The sequence below is a fragment of the Streptomyces sp. NPDC051684 genome (assembly GCF_044453445.1).
Lineage (GTDB): Bacteria > Actinomycetota > Actinomycetes > Streptomycetales > Streptomycetaceae > Streptomyces.
This window is the reverse complement of the sequence record NZ_JBITCS010000021.1, coordinates 41,419-56,019: the sequence shown is the minus strand read 5'-3', so window position 1 is coordinate 56,019 and position 14,601 is coordinate 41,419. Positions and strand designations below refer to the sequence as shown.

The following is a 14,601-nucleotide window of genomic DNA, read 5'->3' as shown; positions in this document are numbered from 1 at the left end:
ATGAGCCAGGCAGGGATCCCGATTCGTGGTCTTCCCAGAGGCCGGTGGCCGGCTGGAGACGTCAACGTGATCACGTGTCGAGGCGGTCGGGCGGGGTGATCTACGCAGGGGCATGCGGATGTTCGTCGGCTCGGAACTGGCCGAGAAGGCCGAAGCCGACCAGATCGCCCTGGACGCCGGCGACACGGTGTTCCCCGCCCGGCCGTCACCGACAAGCCACTTCGTCAGCGGATCCGGCGTGAGGCAGGCCAACCCGTACGCCCTCGTGGCGCTCTCACGCGCGGCCTTGTCTGCGGTCGTCTGCGCCATCGAGGCACTCCCGGCACCGCGCCTTACTGGGGCGGGCATCTGCTGCCACCCGCGGCTGTCCCAGTGCGTGGAGAGCAGCTCGGCCTGTGCCTGTGCGGCGCAGGGTATGTGTGCGATGGCAAAGGCCCCGGACGCGGTAGCAACTGAGTGAGGGGGGTGAAGCCCACCGTCTTACAGGTGTTGTCACCTCCTCCTGTGCTCCTGCAGACCCTGTCGGCACGACACTGCTCTTGCTGAAAGGAGTCTCGCCGGGCCGCGCGCGCTCATCGACGGGTGTTCCCCGGCACCGTGATCTGGTGCTCGCCCCAGCTCGTCCGTGTAGTTCACCGTTGTGCCCGCTTCGAGGCCCTCCGCCCGGGCGCGGGTTCCTACGCTTCCGGTTCCGATGACCCATCACGTTCAGTGTGTCGCGATCCTTGAGCCTGCTGAGAAGGGCCGCTGACCTGCTGTTGATGAGGATTCCTGAAATCGGGTCTGGTCGATATTTCGAGTTGGTCAGAATTGCAACAGTGCTCGGGCGTACAGGAGTTGGAACGAGTTGCGGCCGTACATCTGCCGCCTGATCGCCTTACGATGAGGCTCGCTGATCGAAGTGCTGCAGCGTCATTGTGTGGCCTCCCCGCGGCCGAGTGGTGGCAGTCGCGTCGGGACCTGTGTGCGCGTGCCTTGGTCTCAACGACTCGAGTACCTCCGGTCCAGACGCCGCGATTCTGTCGGTTCCGTACGACGTGAATGAAGCGTCGGTGGCGTCACTGTCCGTGATCGACTTAAGGGGTATGTGGGGCGTGCCTGATCGGGTATGGAGTACGCAAGGAAACGGGGTGAGGTGCTTAGGGCATGGCGTGGGCGCTGATCGATTCTCCCCGGATCCTCCCCAAGGAGGCCGGAGGAGGCAAAAGAACTGGTCAGATCCTTGTTTTAGGCGAGGTAGACGAGATCGCTGGCATCACTTCTCCCCATGGGCTCCCCAGAGTCCCAAATGGGTGGTTTGTGATGAGGGTGCAGAAGCAAACCGTGGCGCGGTGTGAGTAGGGTCGGTACACCTCTAGAGCCAGCCTCGCCGCTTGAAAATCGCGTACAAACCAGTGCAGACAACTCCCATCAAGCCGATCGCGAAGGGGTATCCGAGGCTCCAGCTCAACTCAGGCATCTGCTCGAAGTTCATGCCGTAGATGGTTCCAACGAGTGTGGGTGCAAAGAGAATTGCGGCCCAAGCCGAAATCTTCTTGATCTCCTCGTTCTGCTCGAAGCCGGCCTCCGCCAGCGCCCGCATCTCCGCGTTCTGCTGCTGGGTGACCAGCGTCGCGTTCACCGTGAGGATGTCGGCGAGGGCCTGGCGGAAGGAGTCGACGCGTTCGCTGGTGTGCGTGACGTGGTCGGCGACGTCGCGGAGGTAGCGCTGGAGCTCCTCGTCCGTGCCGTACTTCGCGAAGCCCGCCATCAGGGCGTGCAGCATGCCGACCAGGGGGCGGGTCGCGCGCTGGAACTCGACCATTTCGCGGGAGAGTTCGTAGATGCGGCGGGAGACGGCGGGCGCGCCGGAGAACACCTCGGTCTCGATCTCGTCGACGTCGTTCTGGACGCCGGACACCACCGGCGCGTAGCCGTCGACGACCGCGTCCAGGATGGCGTAGAGGACCGCCTCCGGGCCGAGCCGGAGCAGTTCGGGGGTCGCCTCCATGCGGCGGCGGACCGACGAGAGGTCGGGGGCCGCGCCGTGCCGGACCGTGATGACGAAGTCGGGGCCCACGAACACGTGCAGCTCGCCGAAGTCGACCTCCTCCGGCGCGTCCAGGTAGCGGGCCGCGCGCAGGACGACGAAGAGGGTCTCGCCGTAGCGCTCCAGCTTCGGGCGCTGGTGGGCCTCAAGGGCGTCCTCCACCGCGAGGCCGTGCAGGTCGAACTCGGCCGCCAGCGATTTGAGTTCCGAGTCGGAGGGGCGGGCCAGGCCGATCCACGCCATCGTGCGCGGCTTCTCGCGCAGCTGCCGGTACGTGTCCGTGAGGGTCTCCGGGGTCGCGACCCGCACCCCGTCCCGGTACAACGCCGCGTTCACCACGCTGGCCTGCTCCTGCGGCGCCGGGTCCGCGGAGGGCGCGGCGGCCGGTTCGGCGGGCGGCGGCGCCGGGGTGGCCGCGCGGCGCCAGGAGTAGCGGCGTGCCCCATGGTGCTCGCTCCGGCCGGCTCGTCCCTGCCGTCGTGGCATCGCCGCCTCCCTCCGTGATCGCCTGCTCTGGTGCCTTCTGAGGCCCTGGTGCCCTCTGAGGCTCTGGTGTTCTCGTGCTTTGGTGCCCCGTCCCTGATGACGACGGGTCCCCGGCAGCGTAACCAGCGAAGACGACGGCACGCTGCACCGCATCGCGGACAGCGCCTGACCTACTTGGCCGCTACCTTCCCCCTATGACGACGCAGCCACTGACCGCCCGCGTCCTGGGACGCGCCACCCTGGAACGCCAACTCCTGCTCGCCCGCGCCCCGCTGAGCGCCGAGGACGCCGTCGACCGGCTCCTCGGGCTGCAGGCGCAGGAGGTCCGGCCGCCGTATCTCGCGCTCGCCGCCCGTGTCGACGGCTTCACCCCCGCCGCACTCTCCACCGCCCTGGAACAGCGCCGCGTGGCCCGGCTCGTCACCATGCGCTCCACCATCCATCTGCACACCGCCGACGACTGCATGACGCTGCGCCCCCTCGTGCAGGCCGCCCGCGACCGGGAGCTGCGGATGTTCCGCAAGGGCCTCGTCGGCGTCGATCCGGACCGGCTCACCGACCTGACCCGCCGTTACGTCGAGGAGGAGCCGCGCACCCCGAAGGAGATCCGCGAACTGCTCCTGAAGCACTGGCCCGACGCCGACCCGCAGGCCCTCACCATCGCCGCTCGCGGCCGCCTCCCCCTCGTCCAGGTCACACCGCGCGGCCTGTGGCGGCGCAGCGGCGGGGTCCGCCTGACCACCGCCGAGCAGTGGTTCGACCGGCCCACCGAGCCGGCTCCCGCCCCCGATGACACGGTCCTGCGCTACCTCGGCGCCTTCGGCCCCGCCTCCGTGAAGGACTTCCAGCAGTGGGCCGGCATCACCCGCACCAAGGAGGCGTTCGAGCGGCTGCGGCCCCGCCTCGTGACCTTCCGCGACGAGCAAGGCGTCGAGCTGTTCGACCTGCCCGACGCTCCCCGCCCCGACGAGGACACGCCCGCGCCGCCCCGTCTGCTCGCCGAGTTCGACAATCTCCTGCTGTCCCACGCCGACCGCACCCGCGTGATCCACGAGGCCGACCGGGGCCGCAACTGGCAGGTGAACACCGCCTACTTGACGTTCCTCGTCGACGGATTCCTGGCCGGTCTGTGGACCTTGAAGGAGAACGGGGACGCGGGCAGCGCCCTCACCCTCGAACCCTTCCGGGACCTCACGCGCGCCCAGCGCGACGAACTCGTCGCCGAAGCGGAGCGCACCGCCGCCGTCCTGGAGGTCCCGGGCCCGGTGACCGTGGACTTCGGCACCGTCCGCGCATAGCTGCCGTCGGCCGGGCCGCTCAGTCCGCCCGGCCCGTCGCCGCCACCGTCACGCCGAGGCCTATCAGCGCGAAGCCGCCCGTCCCGCCGATCATGGAGAGCCGCCGGTCCGAGCGCGCGAACCACGTGCGGGCCGCCGACGCCGTGAGCCCCCACAGCGTGTCCGTGACCAGGCCGATGGAGATCGGGATCAGGCCCAACAGGAGCATCTGCGCGCTGACATGACCCGCGTCGTGGTTCACGAACTGCGGGAGCACCGCGGCGAAGAACACGATGCCCTTCGGGTTCGTGACCCCCACAAGGACACCGTCGCCCACCGTGCGCAGATCGCCGCGCGGCGGGCCCGCCGGGCCGCGGATGTCCGACGCCCGCAGGTCCCGCCGGTGCCGGAACGCCTGCACCCCCAGGTGCACGAGATACGCCGCCCCCGCGAGCTTCACCGCCGTGAACAGCGCAGCCGACCGCTCGACCAGCGCGCCGACCCCCAGCGCCACCGCCACCACCAGCAGATACGAGCCGACGACATTGCCGAGCGCCGTCGCCACCGCCGTCCGCCGCCCGTGCGCGAGCGCCCGTCCGATCACGAACAGCACGCTCGGCCCCGGAATCACGATCACCAGCAGCGACATCGCCGCGAACGCCAAGTACCGGTCCATGGACACCATGTCCGCCACGCGTCCCGCCCCCTCTCCGTCCCGCTCCCTCGCGCTCTCACCCCACGCGAACCATTGAAGCCCACGCCACTGACAATCGCCGGACTCCAGTAACCCTGGGTCGACAGCCCTACGGCAACATCCCCGCCCGCCGGGCCGCCACCACCGTCTCGCCCCGCGTGTGCGTCCCCAACTTCCGCATGGCCGAGCGCAGATACCCCTTCACCGTCTCCGGGCGCAGGCCCAGCCGTTCGCCCGCCGCCGCGTTCGTCGCGCCCGCCGCCACGCACGCCAGCACGTCCACCTCCCGCGGCGCGAGCGTCACCGGCGCCTCCGCCGGGGCCCGCACCGGGTCGGAGGCGGCCGCCAGCCTGCCGCACACCGCGAGCAGTTCGCCGCGCAGCGCCGGATCGGCGAGCTTCGGGGCGAGGGCCCGCAGCGCCCCGTGCGCCTCCCTGACCTCCTCCCACGCCCCGCCGTCCGCCGCGGCCGGAGCCCGGGTCACCGACAGCAGCGACTGCACCTCGTCGCGCACGAGCAGCGCCTGTTCCACGTCCCGCGCCGCCGCCATCGCCGCGTCGAGGGCCCGGTCACCGATCGGCCGGGCCGTGCGCAGCGCCCCGTACAGGACACCGCGCACCCGGCGGCGTACGACGACGGGCACCGCGAGGACCGCGTGCAGGCCCTCGGCCGCGACCGCGGCGTCGTACTCGTGGCTGATGTGCCGCGAGCCGTGGTAGTCGGTGACGGCGCACGCCCTGGCGAGGGAGAGGGCCTTGCCGCCCAGGCCGTTGCCCGCCGCGATGCCGAGGCCGCGCAGCGCGCCGGTCGCCGCGCCGCTGAGCTCCGCGATCCGCATCTGCCCCGCCGCCTGCCCCGCGCCGGCGGTCAGCCCGCCGAAGGCCACCGGGAGACCCGTGCCCCGGCGCAGCCGCACCAGGGCCGCGCGCATCTCGACCGCCTCGGCGGTTGCCGTGCTCACCGTCCATCACCTCGCCGCGCACTGTTCACCCCCGTATGGGGGTGGTGAGACCTGCGTCACCCCCTACACGATGGCAGAAACGGCCCGCGACAGTACGACTGTGAAGAGGCGACGACGATGCGTGTACCCATGACGATCACGGATTTCCTGGAGCGGGCGGAGCTCGGCTTCCGGGACGGCGTTGGCGTGGTGGACGAGCCCGACCAGCCCGCTCCCGCCGTTCCCACGGCGACGTACGGGACCTTCGCCGATCGGGTCAGGGCCTGGCAGGCCGGGTTCGACGCGCTGGGCGTGGGGGAGGGTGAACGGGTGGCGGTGGCGAGCCACAACTCGGCCCGCCTCCTTGAGCTGTTGTTCGCGCTGCCGATGAGCGGGCGGATCTGCGTGCCCCTCAACTTCCGGCTGAAGCCGGACGAGGTCGAGTACATGGTGCGGCAGAGCGGGGCCTCCGCCTTCCTGGTCGATCCGGAGCTGGACGGGGCACTGTCCGGCGTCAAGGCGCGCCACCGCTTCGTGCTCGGCGAGCAGACCGAGACGGAGCTGATGCGCTTCGGCGTCGAGCCCCGCCCGTGGTCCGCGCCGGACGAGGACGCGACGGCGACGATCAACTACACGTCCGGCACCACCGCCCGCCCCAAGGGCGTGCAGCTGACCCACCGCAACATCTGGGTCAACGGACTGACCTTCGGCCTGCACACGCGGGTGTGGGAGCGGGACGTCTACATGCACACGCTGCCGATGTTCCACTGCAATGGCTGGGGCATGCCCTACGTGATGGCGGGCCTGGGCGTGAAGCAGGTGGTGCTGCGGAAGGTGGACGGCGCGGAGATCCTGCGCCGGATCGACGAGCACGGGGTCACGCTGATGTGCGGGGCGCCCGCGGTCTGGAAGGCCGCCCTGGACGCGGCGGCGGACTGGCAGGGTCCGGTGCCGGGCCGCGACCGGGTGCGCGTCGTGTGCGCGGGCGCGCCGCCGCCGAGCAGGCTGATCCAGCGCGTGGAGGAGGAGCTGGGCTGGGAGTTCACGCAGATCTACGGCCTGACGGAGACGTCCCCGCTGCTGACCTTCAACCGCACCCGCCCGCAGGACGCGGAGCTGCCCGGCGAGGAGCGGGCGCGCAAGCTGGCGCGCGCGGGGCTGCCCGCGCTCGGCGTGAAACTCGACGTCTCCGGTACGGGCGAGGTGCTGGCCCGGTCGAACACGGCCCTGGAGGGCTACTGGGAGAAGCCCGAGGAGAGCGAAGTCGCCCTGGAGGGCGGCTGGTTCCACACGGGCGACGGCGGGTCCCTCGACGAGGAGGACGGCCATCTGACGATCTCGGACCGGAAGAAGGACGTGATCATCACCGGCGGCGAGAACGTCTCCTCGATCGAGGTCGAGGACGTGATCTTCCGGCACCCGGCGGTGGCCGAGGTGGCCGTGATCGGTGTGCCGAGCGAGAAGTGGGGCGAGACGATCAAGGCCCTGGTGGTCCTCGCGGAGGGGCAGTCGCTCACCGAGGCGGAGATCGTCGCGCACTGCAAGGAGCGGATGGCCGGCTACAAGGCGCCGACGAGCGTGGAGTTCCGGGACTCGATCCCGCGGACGGCGACCGGCAAGATCCAGAAGTTCAAGCTGCGCGAGCCCTACTGGGACGGGTTGGAGCGGGGCGTGAACTAGCAGCTCAGCGGCGTGCGTTCGGACTTTCGGCGGCCCGCCGGCAGCGAAGGGCCGCTCCACCATTGAAAAGAACCATCCAACCGGTTTATTTTGCACTCCTGGGCGTGGCTTTCGAACGTCAACGTCAGGGGGGCGTGTGGTGAGTCGTACGCATGTGCAGGTGGCGATCGTCGGCGGGGGGCCGGTCGGTCTCTGCCTGGCCGCGGAGTTGGCCGCGTCGGGTGTGCGCACCCTGGTGGTGGAGGCCCGCACCGAGGTGTCGGTGCGGCCCAAGGCCACCACGCTGCACGCACGTTCCGTGCAGTGCCTGGTGCGCCGGGGGCACTTGGGCGGCCTTTCGTCCGCGCAGGGCGCGCGCACGACGCCCTTCCACTTCGCGGGGATGCCGGGCCTCGCCATCACGGCGCCCGACGGCGAACCCGAGCCGGTACTCAAACGCCCCCAGGAGGACCTGGAACGGCACTTCGAGGAGCGGGCCCGCGCGGCGGGCGCCCGGGTGCTGCGGGGCGTGCGCGTCACCGCTGTCCACCAGGAGCACGACGCGGTGCGCATCCACGCACAGGGCCCCCAGGGGCGGTTGAGCTGGCGCGCCCAGTACGTGGTCGGCGCCGACGGTGCCCGCGGCACGGTGCGCGAACTCGCGGGCTTCGGCAGCCGGTCGTACCCGGCGACCGCGTCCGCGATGATGGGGCGCGCCCGGCTCGTCGACCCGGGCTCCCTGGTGCCGGGCTGGCACCGCACCCGCCGCGGCTGGCTCGTGGTGAAGGGCGCGGGGGACGGGTTCGTGCACCTGCGGACCCTCAACTGCCGTGCCCCGCACGAGGACCGGCGCCAGGAGCTCACGGCCGAGGAGCTGTGCGCGGAGGTCTCGTACATCGCCGGGCGGGAGATCCGGCTCGCGGACACCCGGTGGCTCAGCCGGTTCAGCGACTTCGCGCGCGTGGCGCAGACGTACCGCATCGGGCGGATCCTGCTGGCCGGCGACGCGGCGCACGTGCACTTCCCCATCGGCGGCCAGGGGTTGAGCACCGGGCTGCTCGACGCGGTGAACCTGGGCTGGAAGCTGGCCCTCGCCGTGCGCGGGGAGGCCGGTGAGGTGCTGTTCGACTCCTACGACCGGGAGCGCAGGCCGGCGGCGGAGCGCGTCGTCGACAACACGCGGGCCCAGCTCGCCCTGATGCGGCCGGGCAGCGAACTCGACCCGCTGCGCACGCTGATCGGCAGTCTCCTGATGGCGGAGCCGGAGAGCGGGCTGAGCGCCATGGTCAGCGCGCAGGACACGGTGCTGCCGCACGGGGCGGACCCGGCGTCGGTCTTCGAGGGGAGGTTCCTGCCGAACGTCGCGCTGAGCACGGCGCAGGGACCCACCGATGTGATCCGGCTGCTGCGCGAGTCGGGCCGGCTGGTGCTGCTCCTGCTCGGGGAGCGGGGGGCCGAGTACGCGCACGCGGTGCGCGCCCGGCCCGGGGCGGTGCGCGTCGTGCGGGCCGAGCCCGTCGCGGGCGTCGCGAGCGACGCCGTGCTGCTGCGGCCGGACGGCTACGTGGCCTGGGCGGCCGGCGGCGGGCCGCTGGAGGGCGTGCTGGAATCGATGCTGGGGCCCGGGCGCCCGGCGGCGGACGGGCCGACGGCCACGGTCAGCCGGCCGCCGCTGCGGCAGACTCCCGCTGATCGTGCTCCCGCAGTTCCCGCAGCTCGGTGAAGACCCTCTCGCCGCGCCCGTCCGCGAGGTCGACGGAAGCGAGCACGGACGACAGCACCACGCTGGGCAGCACGTGGCGCAGCATGACGGAGATGCGGTGCTGAAGATCCTGGTAGTCGCACAGCGCCTGGGACATGGCCTGGACGCCCGCGAACGAGCCCACCATCACGTCGGCGGTCTCCTTCGGCCGTACGTGCGGGAGCAGTTCACTCTGCGCGTAGGCGGCTTCGAGGGTCGCCGTGAGCGCCTCGGCCCAGCGCTCGAAGGCGCCGCTGCGGTCGAGGCCGAGCGCCTGCTGGTCGAGCGAGAGCCGGACCCCGGCCCGGACGATCGGGTCGGTCTGGAGCCGGTAGGCGTGCAGCATTCCCATGTCGACGAGTTGCTGCACCTTGCAGGCGCGGGGGACGGATATGTCGCCGTCCTGCGCCGACAGCACGCCCTGGGCGAGGTGCTCCTTCGACTGGAAGTGGAAGTAGAGCGCGCCCTTGGTCACGTCGGCGGCCGTGAGGATCTCGTTGATGGTGGCCGCCTGGTAGCCCCGCTCCTCAAAGACGACGGCGGCCGCGGAGAGGATCGCCTGTCGCGTGCGGATCGCGCGGTCCTGCATCGCCATGTCCGCTCTCCTTACACGTGCCGCTGAAGGCACCACTAAAAAAACCGTCCAGTTTGTATTGTGTGAGCGTACGTCATCACCGGCGCATCCCGCATCCCTGTGATGTGACGGGCCCGTGAAGAAGTGTGCGCCGGAAAAGGGGTCAGCATGATTCTCGTGACGGGAGCCACCGGCGTCGCCGGCCGGGAGGTCCTCGCGGCCCTGTCGGGGCATCCGGTACGCGCCCTGGTGCGCGATCCGGCCAAGGCACGGGCGCTGCCGCCCGGGGCCGAGGCCGCGATCGGCGACTACGCCGACGGCGCCTCCCTGAGGGCCGCGCTCCAAGGGGTGACCAGTGCGTTTCTCGTGACCAACCGGGTCACGCACGACGACGACGGCGCCTTCCTGGCGGCCGCGCGGGAGGCCGGGGTGCGGCGCGTCGTGAAGCTCTCGGCGGCCTCGGTGACGGACGCGGAGGCGGTCGACGCGATCACCCGGTGGCAGCGTGCGACCGAGGAGGCGCTGCGCGCGTCGGGGCTCGGGTGGACGGTGTTGCGTCCGCGCGCCTTCATGTCCAACACCCTGGCGTGGACCTCCGAAGTGAGAACCGGGCGGACGGTTCGCGTGCTGGCCCCGACGGGCCGCAACGCGTGCGTGGACCCGCGGGACATCGCCGAGGTCGCGGCGCTGGCCCTGACGCGGGACGGGCACGACCGGCGCGCGTACACGCTGACGGGGCCGCGACCCCTGACGCCGGTCGAGCAGGCCGCGGAGCTGGCGTCCCAACTGGGGCGGCCGGTGGCCGTCGAGGAACTCCCGGCCGCGGACGCCCGCGAGCGGTGGGGGCGCCGCCACCCCGGGCCCGTCGTCGAGGCGCTGATCGAGAGCGCGTCGCGGCAGGGCCGGGACGCCAAGGTGGCGGTGGACCCGGCCCTGCCGACACTGCTCGCCCGCCCGGCGCGCAGCTACCGGACGTGGGTCGCCGACCACCTGGACGCCTTTCGCGCGACCTGAGGTCCGGGGGCCCGTGACGTCGGGTCGCGCGGTACGCCCGGTCGTGCGGTACGCCCGGTCGTGCGGCGCGTCAGGCGCGCGGCGTGTCAGGCGCCCGGCGCGTCGGCCGTGACGGTCGCGGTGAGCACGCTCTGGCCGTTCTGATGCGCCGTCACCAGGACCTGGGGCCCCGCCGCGCCGTCCGGGAGCGCGGCGGCCTCGACGACGCACGGCGCGTCCAGCTCCACGTAGCGCTCGAACCGGCCGGCCAGCGACCGGGGGAAGGCGCCCTGGCCGAGCGTGGCCACCATGGCCTGGCGGGCCGCTTCCAGGAGGACCATGCCGGGAACGTGGTCGCCCTGGTGGTCGAAGAGGACGGGGTGGCGCGTGTCCGAGCGCAGCGTCCACCGTCCGGGCTGCTCGGTGGGGGAGAGGACCACGTCCATGGGAGAGGTGCGGCCCACGTTCTGGGGTGCCATCGGCGCGCTCAGCGGCAGCGGGGTGCCGGGCTCGCCCAGCCGGCCGCCGCGCAGCCGCCGGTAGACGGCGGGCGAGGTGCAGGTGCAGGAGCCGCTCGCGGTGGCGACGGGCTGTCCGTCGCGCAAGAACGTCGCCTCGTAGCGGACACCGGCCAGCGTGCCGCGCCGCCAGGTGACGTCGTGACAGGTGACGTCGAGCCGCACCGACGCGGGGGCCGAGCCGATCCCCAGGCTCTCGGGCCGGACGTCGATGTTCATGTCCCACATCAGGAAGTGCTGGTCGAGTTCGACCCCGAACTCCGCGTGGGCGAGCAGGATGGCGGCCTGCCGGAAGGTCTCGGCGACGATGAGCGGGTCGTGGCGCTCCTGTACGGGGCTGAAGAAGCTGTGCCCGCGGGGCCACTGGCCCGAGACGGTGAAGTGGGTGTCGTCGACCCGGTCCCAGCCGGTCAGCAGCACCTCGGCGACGCTCGCCCGGTGCACCAGCTCCTTGGGCACGGTCGTGGTCAGGGTCGGGAAGCGCAGATCCATCGACCGCAGGGGCCGTGCGACGGGCTCCCGCGGCGCGACGGTGACGGACGGCTCGGTGCGGAACGTGGTCACGGACATGCTTCCCCCTGGACAGCGTGGGCCTGGTGGTGGCTGATGTGCTCGCCGATGACAGGAAGATACTGACCACCCGGTTTTATTTCCAGAGCCTTCAACGAAAACATTCGCGCGGGAAATGGACCGGGATCTTCCAATCAGGGCAGGTGCCCGGCGGTGGGCGGAAGGGAATCGTCCCAGGTCGGCCGGGTCGCGCGGGTCGAGGCGTACCGGCCTCCTTCTTGAGGGGCGGTGGGCCGGCTCTCCAGGGCGGCAGGAGCGGTTCTCGAGTCTGTCGGCGCACGGTGGCCTCACTGTCGCGGGTGAGGAGGACTGCCGGTGAACAAGGGGAGAGCCGCACTGCTGCGCATCGAGAGGGGCGAGCCCGACGAGGTCGAACTCGCAGCTCTGACCGCGGTGTTGCTGATGATCGGCTGCGCGCGCGGAGCGACGGAGGTGCTCCCGGAGGGCGTCGGCTCCTCCGGGTGGGAGGCACCTCGGGGTTTTGTGGCGCCCGGTAGTTGGTGTTGAGGTCACGGTTCGAGTGATCTTCGAGCCGATCATCTTTAAACCGCTCAGGCGGTTTGTTAACGTTCCCGTGCGTATCCGGGCCCGGACCTTCTCGGTCCCGTCCCGGGAGAGGACCTGACATGGCGATGACGACCACTCTTGCGCGCTCCGATGTCGAACCGGCCGGCGCGTACGGACGCACGGCGGAACTGCACGCGATCCGTGCGCAGGCGCTGGCGGGGCCCAGTGAGAAGGCGACCGCGGCCCAGCACGCGAAGGGCAAGCTGACGGCGCGTGAGCGCATCGCGCTGCTCCTCGACGAGGGTTCGTTCAACGAGGTCGAGCAGTTGCGCCGGCACCGGGCGACGGGCTTTGGTCTGGAGGCCAAGAAGCCGCACACGGACGGTGTCATCACCGGCTGGGGCACGGTCGAGGGCCGCACGGTCTTCGTCTACGCGCACGACTTCCGGATCTTCGGCGGGGCGCTGGGTGAGGCGCACGCGACGAAGATCCACAAGATCATGGACATGGCCATCGCGGCCGGTGCGCCGCTGGTCTCGCTGAACGACGGTGCGGGTGCCCGTATTCAGGAGGGTGTTTCGGCGCTTGCCGGGTACGGCGGCATCTTCCAGCGCAACACCAGGGCGTCCGGTGTCATCCCGCAGATCAGCGTGATGCTGGGCCCGTGCGCGGGCGGCGCGGCCTACAGCCCCGCCCTCACCGACTTCGTGTTCATGGTCCGGGACACCTCGCAGATGTTCATCACCGGCCCGGACGTGGTGAAGGCGGTCACGGGCGAGAACATCACGCAGAACGGGCTCGGCGGCGCCGACGTGCACGCCGAGACGAGCGGTGTCTCGCACTTCGCGTACGACGACGAGGAGACCTGCCTCGCCGAGGTCCGCTACCTGCTCTCGCTCCTCCCGCAGAACAACCGACAGGCACCTCCGCGTGTGGCCAACGACGATCCCGTGGACCGCCGCGGCGACGTGCTGCTCGATTTGGTCCCCGCGGACGGCAATCGTCCGTACGACATGACCAAGGTCATCGAGGAGCTCGTCGACGACGGCGACTACCTGGAGGTCCACGAGCGCTGGGCGCGGAACATCATCTGCGCGCTGGCCCGGCTCGACGGCCAGGTCGTCGGCATCGTCGCCAACCAGCCTTCCGTCCTCGCCGGTGTGCTCGACATCGAGGCGAGTGAAAAGGCGTCCCGCTTCGTGCAGTTGTGTGATGCCTTCAGCATTCCGATCGTGACGTTGCTCGACGTGCCCGGCTTCCTGCCGGGTGTCGATCAGGAGCACGGCGGGATCATCCGGCACGGCGCCAAGCTGCTGTACGCGTACTGCAACGCCACCGTGCCGCGGATCTCGCTGATCCTGCGCAAGGCGTACGGAGGTGCGTACATCGTCATGGACTCGCAGTCCATCGGCGCCGACCTCACCTACGCCTGGCCGACCAACGAGATCGCGGTGATGGGCGCCGAGGGCGCGGCCAACGTGATCTTCCGTCGGCAGATCGCCGAGGCGGAGGACCCCGAGGCGATGCGCCAGAAGATGGTCAAGGAGTACAAGGCCGAGCTGATGCACCCGTACTACGCGGCGGAGCGCGGTCTGGTCGACGACGTGATCGACCCCGCGGAAACGCGCGAGGTGCTGGTCAAGTCCCTGGCGATGCTGCGCACCAAGCACGCCGACCTGCCGTCCCGCAAGCACGGCAACCCGCCGCAGTAACGGAGAACCGATTCCATGGCCAAACAGGAGCGCGCGCTGCGGACCCGCACGGCGCTGATCGCGTCCGCCGCCGAGGGTTTCGCCCACGAGGGGTTCGCCGTGGCGTCCCTGACGGACATCAGCAGGCGTGCCGGGGTGAGCAACGGGGCCCTGCACTTCCACTTCGCCAGCAAGGCAGACCTCGCGGCGGCGGTCGAGGAGGAGGCGTCCCGCCGGCTCGCCCTCCTGACCCGGGAAGTGCGGGACGACGGCCGAGAGGTGGCGGCGTTGCAGGATCTGGTGGACGTCACACACGCCCTGGCGGATGCGCTGCGCCGCGACGAGGTCCTGCGGGGCGGCTTCTCCCTGGCCATGGAGCCCACCTATGTCGACGGACGCGATCTGCGGGCCCAGTGGCGCCAGTGGGTCGACGACGTCCTCGAACGGGCCCACGAGGCCGGTGAGTTGGTCACGACGGTGCGGCCCAAGGACGTGGGCATCGTGGTCACCTCCGCCACGGTCGGCATGGAGGTGCTGGGTGCCCGGCACCCCGAGTGGCTCTCCCGGCAGACGCTGACCCGGTTCTGGCGCCTTCTGCTGCCGCGCCTGGCCGGTTCCCCCGCGGCGACGCGGGTGCGGCCCGAGGGGCTCTGAAACGCGCTCGGGCGCTGACACGAGACACCCAGATGGCGCGAGACACCTCGTCGGCACGAGACACCCCCAAGAACAGACCGCATGGTCTGTTCTTGGGGGTGTCTCGTGTCAGGAGCGAGTCGTTCTGTAACAAAAATCGGTCGGAACCATGGTGTCCCCGGAGGCGATTCCGAGGGGTGTCGCCCAGGTGAGGGTGTGTTCGGTGCGGCGATCCCCGGGTGCGGGGCCGGGTGCGACACGCGCCTCCCCAATTGACAAACCGTCCGTG

General features: G+C 71.0%; 13 protein-coding genes. 8 read left to right on the top strand and 5 right to left on the bottom strand.

The genetic code is table 11. The features are described from left to right. Positions 1-112: 112 nt before the first annotated feature. Positions 113-460, top strand: a complete 348-nt coding sequence (locus tag ACIA8D_RS24775; protein ID WP_399235533.1) for a hypothetical protein — start codon at positions 113-115, stop codon at positions 458-460. A gap of 894 nt (positions 461-1,354) precedes the next feature. On the opposite strand, the gene ACIA8D_RS24770 is transcribed toward ACIA8D_RS24775, so the two are convergent. Beyond that, positions 1,355-2,515 carry a magnesium and cobalt transport protein CorA gene (locus ACIA8D_RS24770; protein ID WP_399235531.1) on the bottom strand — a complete coding sequence of 387 codons (1,161 nt, stop codon included), beginning with the start codon at positions 2,513-2,515 and terminating at the stop codon, positions 1,355-1,357. A 194-nt stretch (positions 2,516-2,709) separates the two neighbouring features. Between ACIA8D_RS24770 and ACIA8D_RS24765 the strand changes: the two genes are divergently transcribed. Next, a complete protein-coding gene (locus ACIA8D_RS24765; protein ID WP_399235529.1) occupies positions 2,710-3,813 on the top strand; it encodes a winged helix DNA-binding domain-containing protein in 1,104 nt (367 codons plus the stop codon). A gap of 19 nt (positions 3,814-3,832) precedes the next feature. On the opposite strand, the gene ACIA8D_RS24760 is transcribed toward ACIA8D_RS24765, so the two are convergent. Together ACIA8D_RS24760 and ACIA8D_RS24755 are read right to left on the bottom strand one after the other, a co-directional pair. After that, the gene (locus ACIA8D_RS24760) at positions 3,833-4,477 is read right to left on the bottom strand and encodes a LysE family translocator (RefSeq protein ID WP_399235693.1); all 645 of its coding nucleotides are present in this window, start codon (positions 4,475-4,477) and stop codon (positions 3,833-3,835) included. 118 nt (positions 4,478-4,595) lie between these two features. Beyond that, positions 4,596-5,417, bottom strand: a complete 822-nt coding sequence (locus ACIA8D_RS24755) for a LuxR C-terminal-related transcriptional regulator (RefSeq protein ID WP_399235692.1) — start codon at positions 5,415-5,417, stop codon at positions 4,596-4,598. 147 nt (positions 5,418-5,564) lie between these two features. Here ACIA8D_RS24755 and ACIA8D_RS24750 point away from each other — a divergent pair, with 147 nt between their 5' ends. Together ACIA8D_RS24750 and ACIA8D_RS24745 are read left to right on the top strand one after the other, a co-directional pair. Beyond that, positions 5,565-7,106: an AMP-binding protein gene (locus tag ACIA8D_RS24750; protein ID WP_399235527.1), complete on the top strand. Its 1,542-nt coding sequence runs from the start codon at positions 5,565-5,567 to the stop codon at positions 7,104-7,106. Positions 7,107-7,245: 139 nt separating this feature from the next. Beyond that, complete coding sequence (locus ACIA8D_RS24745; RefSeq protein WP_399235525.1) at positions 7,246-8,808, top strand: FAD-dependent monooxygenase; 1,563 nt, start codon at positions 7,246-7,248, stop codon at positions 8,806-8,808. Here the strand turns inward: ACIA8D_RS24745 and ACIA8D_RS24740 are convergent. Continuing rightward, a complete protein-coding gene (locus tag ACIA8D_RS24740; RefSeq protein WP_399235523.1) occupies positions 8,744-9,421 on the bottom strand; it encodes a ScbR family autoregulator-binding transcription factor in 678 nt (225 codons plus the stop codon). The two genes, ACIA8D_RS24745 and ACIA8D_RS24740, sit on opposite strands and share 65 nt — an antisense overlap. A gap of 147 nt (positions 9,422-9,568) precedes the next feature. On the opposite strand from ACIA8D_RS24740, the gene ACIA8D_RS24735 reads away from it, so the two are divergent. Beyond that, complete coding sequence (locus ACIA8D_RS24735) at positions 9,569-10,414, top strand: NAD(P)H-binding protein (RefSeq protein ID WP_399235520.1); 846 nt, start codon at positions 9,569-9,571, stop codon at positions 10,412-10,414. A gap of 86 nt (positions 10,415-10,500) precedes the next feature. Here the strand turns inward: ACIA8D_RS24735 and ACIA8D_RS24730 are convergent, their stop codons facing one another. Beyond that, positions 10,501-11,481, bottom strand: coding sequence for a ScbA/BarX family gamma-butyrolactone biosynthesis protein (locus ACIA8D_RS24730; RefSeq protein ID WP_399235518.1), 981 nt, complete (start codon positions 11,479-11,481; stop codon positions 10,501-10,503). A 315-nt stretch (positions 11,482-11,796) separates the two neighbouring features. On the opposite strand from ACIA8D_RS24730, the gene ACIA8D_RS24725 reads away from it, so the two are divergent. From ACIA8D_RS24725 to ACIA8D_RS24715, 3 genes are all read left to right on the top strand, one after another. Then, positions 11,797-11,988, top strand: a complete 192-nt coding sequence (locus ACIA8D_RS24725) for an acyl-CoA carboxylase subunit epsilon (protein WP_399235516.1) — start codon at positions 11,797-11,799, stop codon at positions 11,986-11,988. Positions 11,989-12,113: 125 nt separating this feature from the next. Then, positions 12,114-13,700 (top strand): acyl-CoA carboxylase subunit beta, encoded by a 1,587-nt coding sequence (locus ACIA8D_RS24720; RefSeq protein WP_399235514.1) that lies wholly within the window; start codon positions 12,114-12,116, stop codon positions 13,698-13,700. 15 nt (positions 13,701-13,715) lie between these two features. After that, on the top strand, positions 13,716-14,333 hold the full coding sequence (locus tag ACIA8D_RS24715) for a ScbR family autoregulator-binding transcription factor (protein WP_399235513.1): 618 nt from the start codon (positions 13,716-13,718) through the stop codon (positions 14,331-14,333). The last annotated feature ends 268 nt before the right edge of the window (positions 14,334-14,601 follow it).

Bases quoted from the DNA above. Each gene is read 5' to 3' on its own strand.
- ACIA8D_RS24735 (WP_399235520.1), top strand. From the start codon at position 9,569: ATGATTCTCGTGACGGGAGCCACCGGCGTCGCCGGCCGGGAGGTCCTC.
- ACIA8D_RS24720 (WP_399235514.1), top strand. From the start codon at position 12,114: ATGACGACCACTCTTGCGCGCTCCGATGTCGAACCGGCCGGCGCGTAC.
- ACIA8D_RS24770 (WP_399235531.1), bottom strand. From the start codon at position 2,515: ATGCCACGACGGCAGGGACGAGCCGGCCGGAGCGAGCACCATGGGGCA.
- ACIA8D_RS24730 (WP_399235518.1), bottom strand. From the start codon at position 11,481: ATGTCCGTGACCACGTTCCGCACCGAGCCGTCCGTCACCGTCGCGCCG.
- ACIA8D_RS24765 (WP_399235529.1), top strand. From the start codon at position 2,710: ATGACGACGCAGCCACTGACCGCCCGCGTCCTGGGACGCGCCACCCTG.
- ACIA8D_RS24755 (WP_399235692.1), bottom strand. From the start codon at position 5,417: ATGCGCGCGGCCCTGGTGCGGCTGCGCCGGGGCACGGGTCTCCCGGTG.
- ACIA8D_RS24750 (WP_399235527.1), top strand. From the start codon at position 5,565: ATGCGTGTACCCATGACGATCACGGATTTCCTGGAGCGGGCGGAGCTC.
- ACIA8D_RS24715 (WP_399235513.1), top strand. From the start codon at position 13,716: ATGGCCAAACAGGAGCGCGCGCTGCGGACCCGCACGGCGCTGATCGCG.
- ACIA8D_RS24775 (WP_399235533.1), top strand. From the start codon at position 113: ATGCGGATGTTCGTCGGCTCGGAACTGGCCGAGAAGGCCGAAGCCGAC.
- ACIA8D_RS24740 (WP_399235523.1), bottom strand. From the start codon at position 9,421: ATGGCGATGCAGGACCGCGCGATCCGCACGCGACAGGCGATCCTCTCC.
- ACIA8D_RS24760 (WP_399235693.1), bottom strand. From the start codon at position 4,477: ATGGTGTCCATGGACCGGTACTTGGCGTTCGCGGCGATGTCGCTGCTG.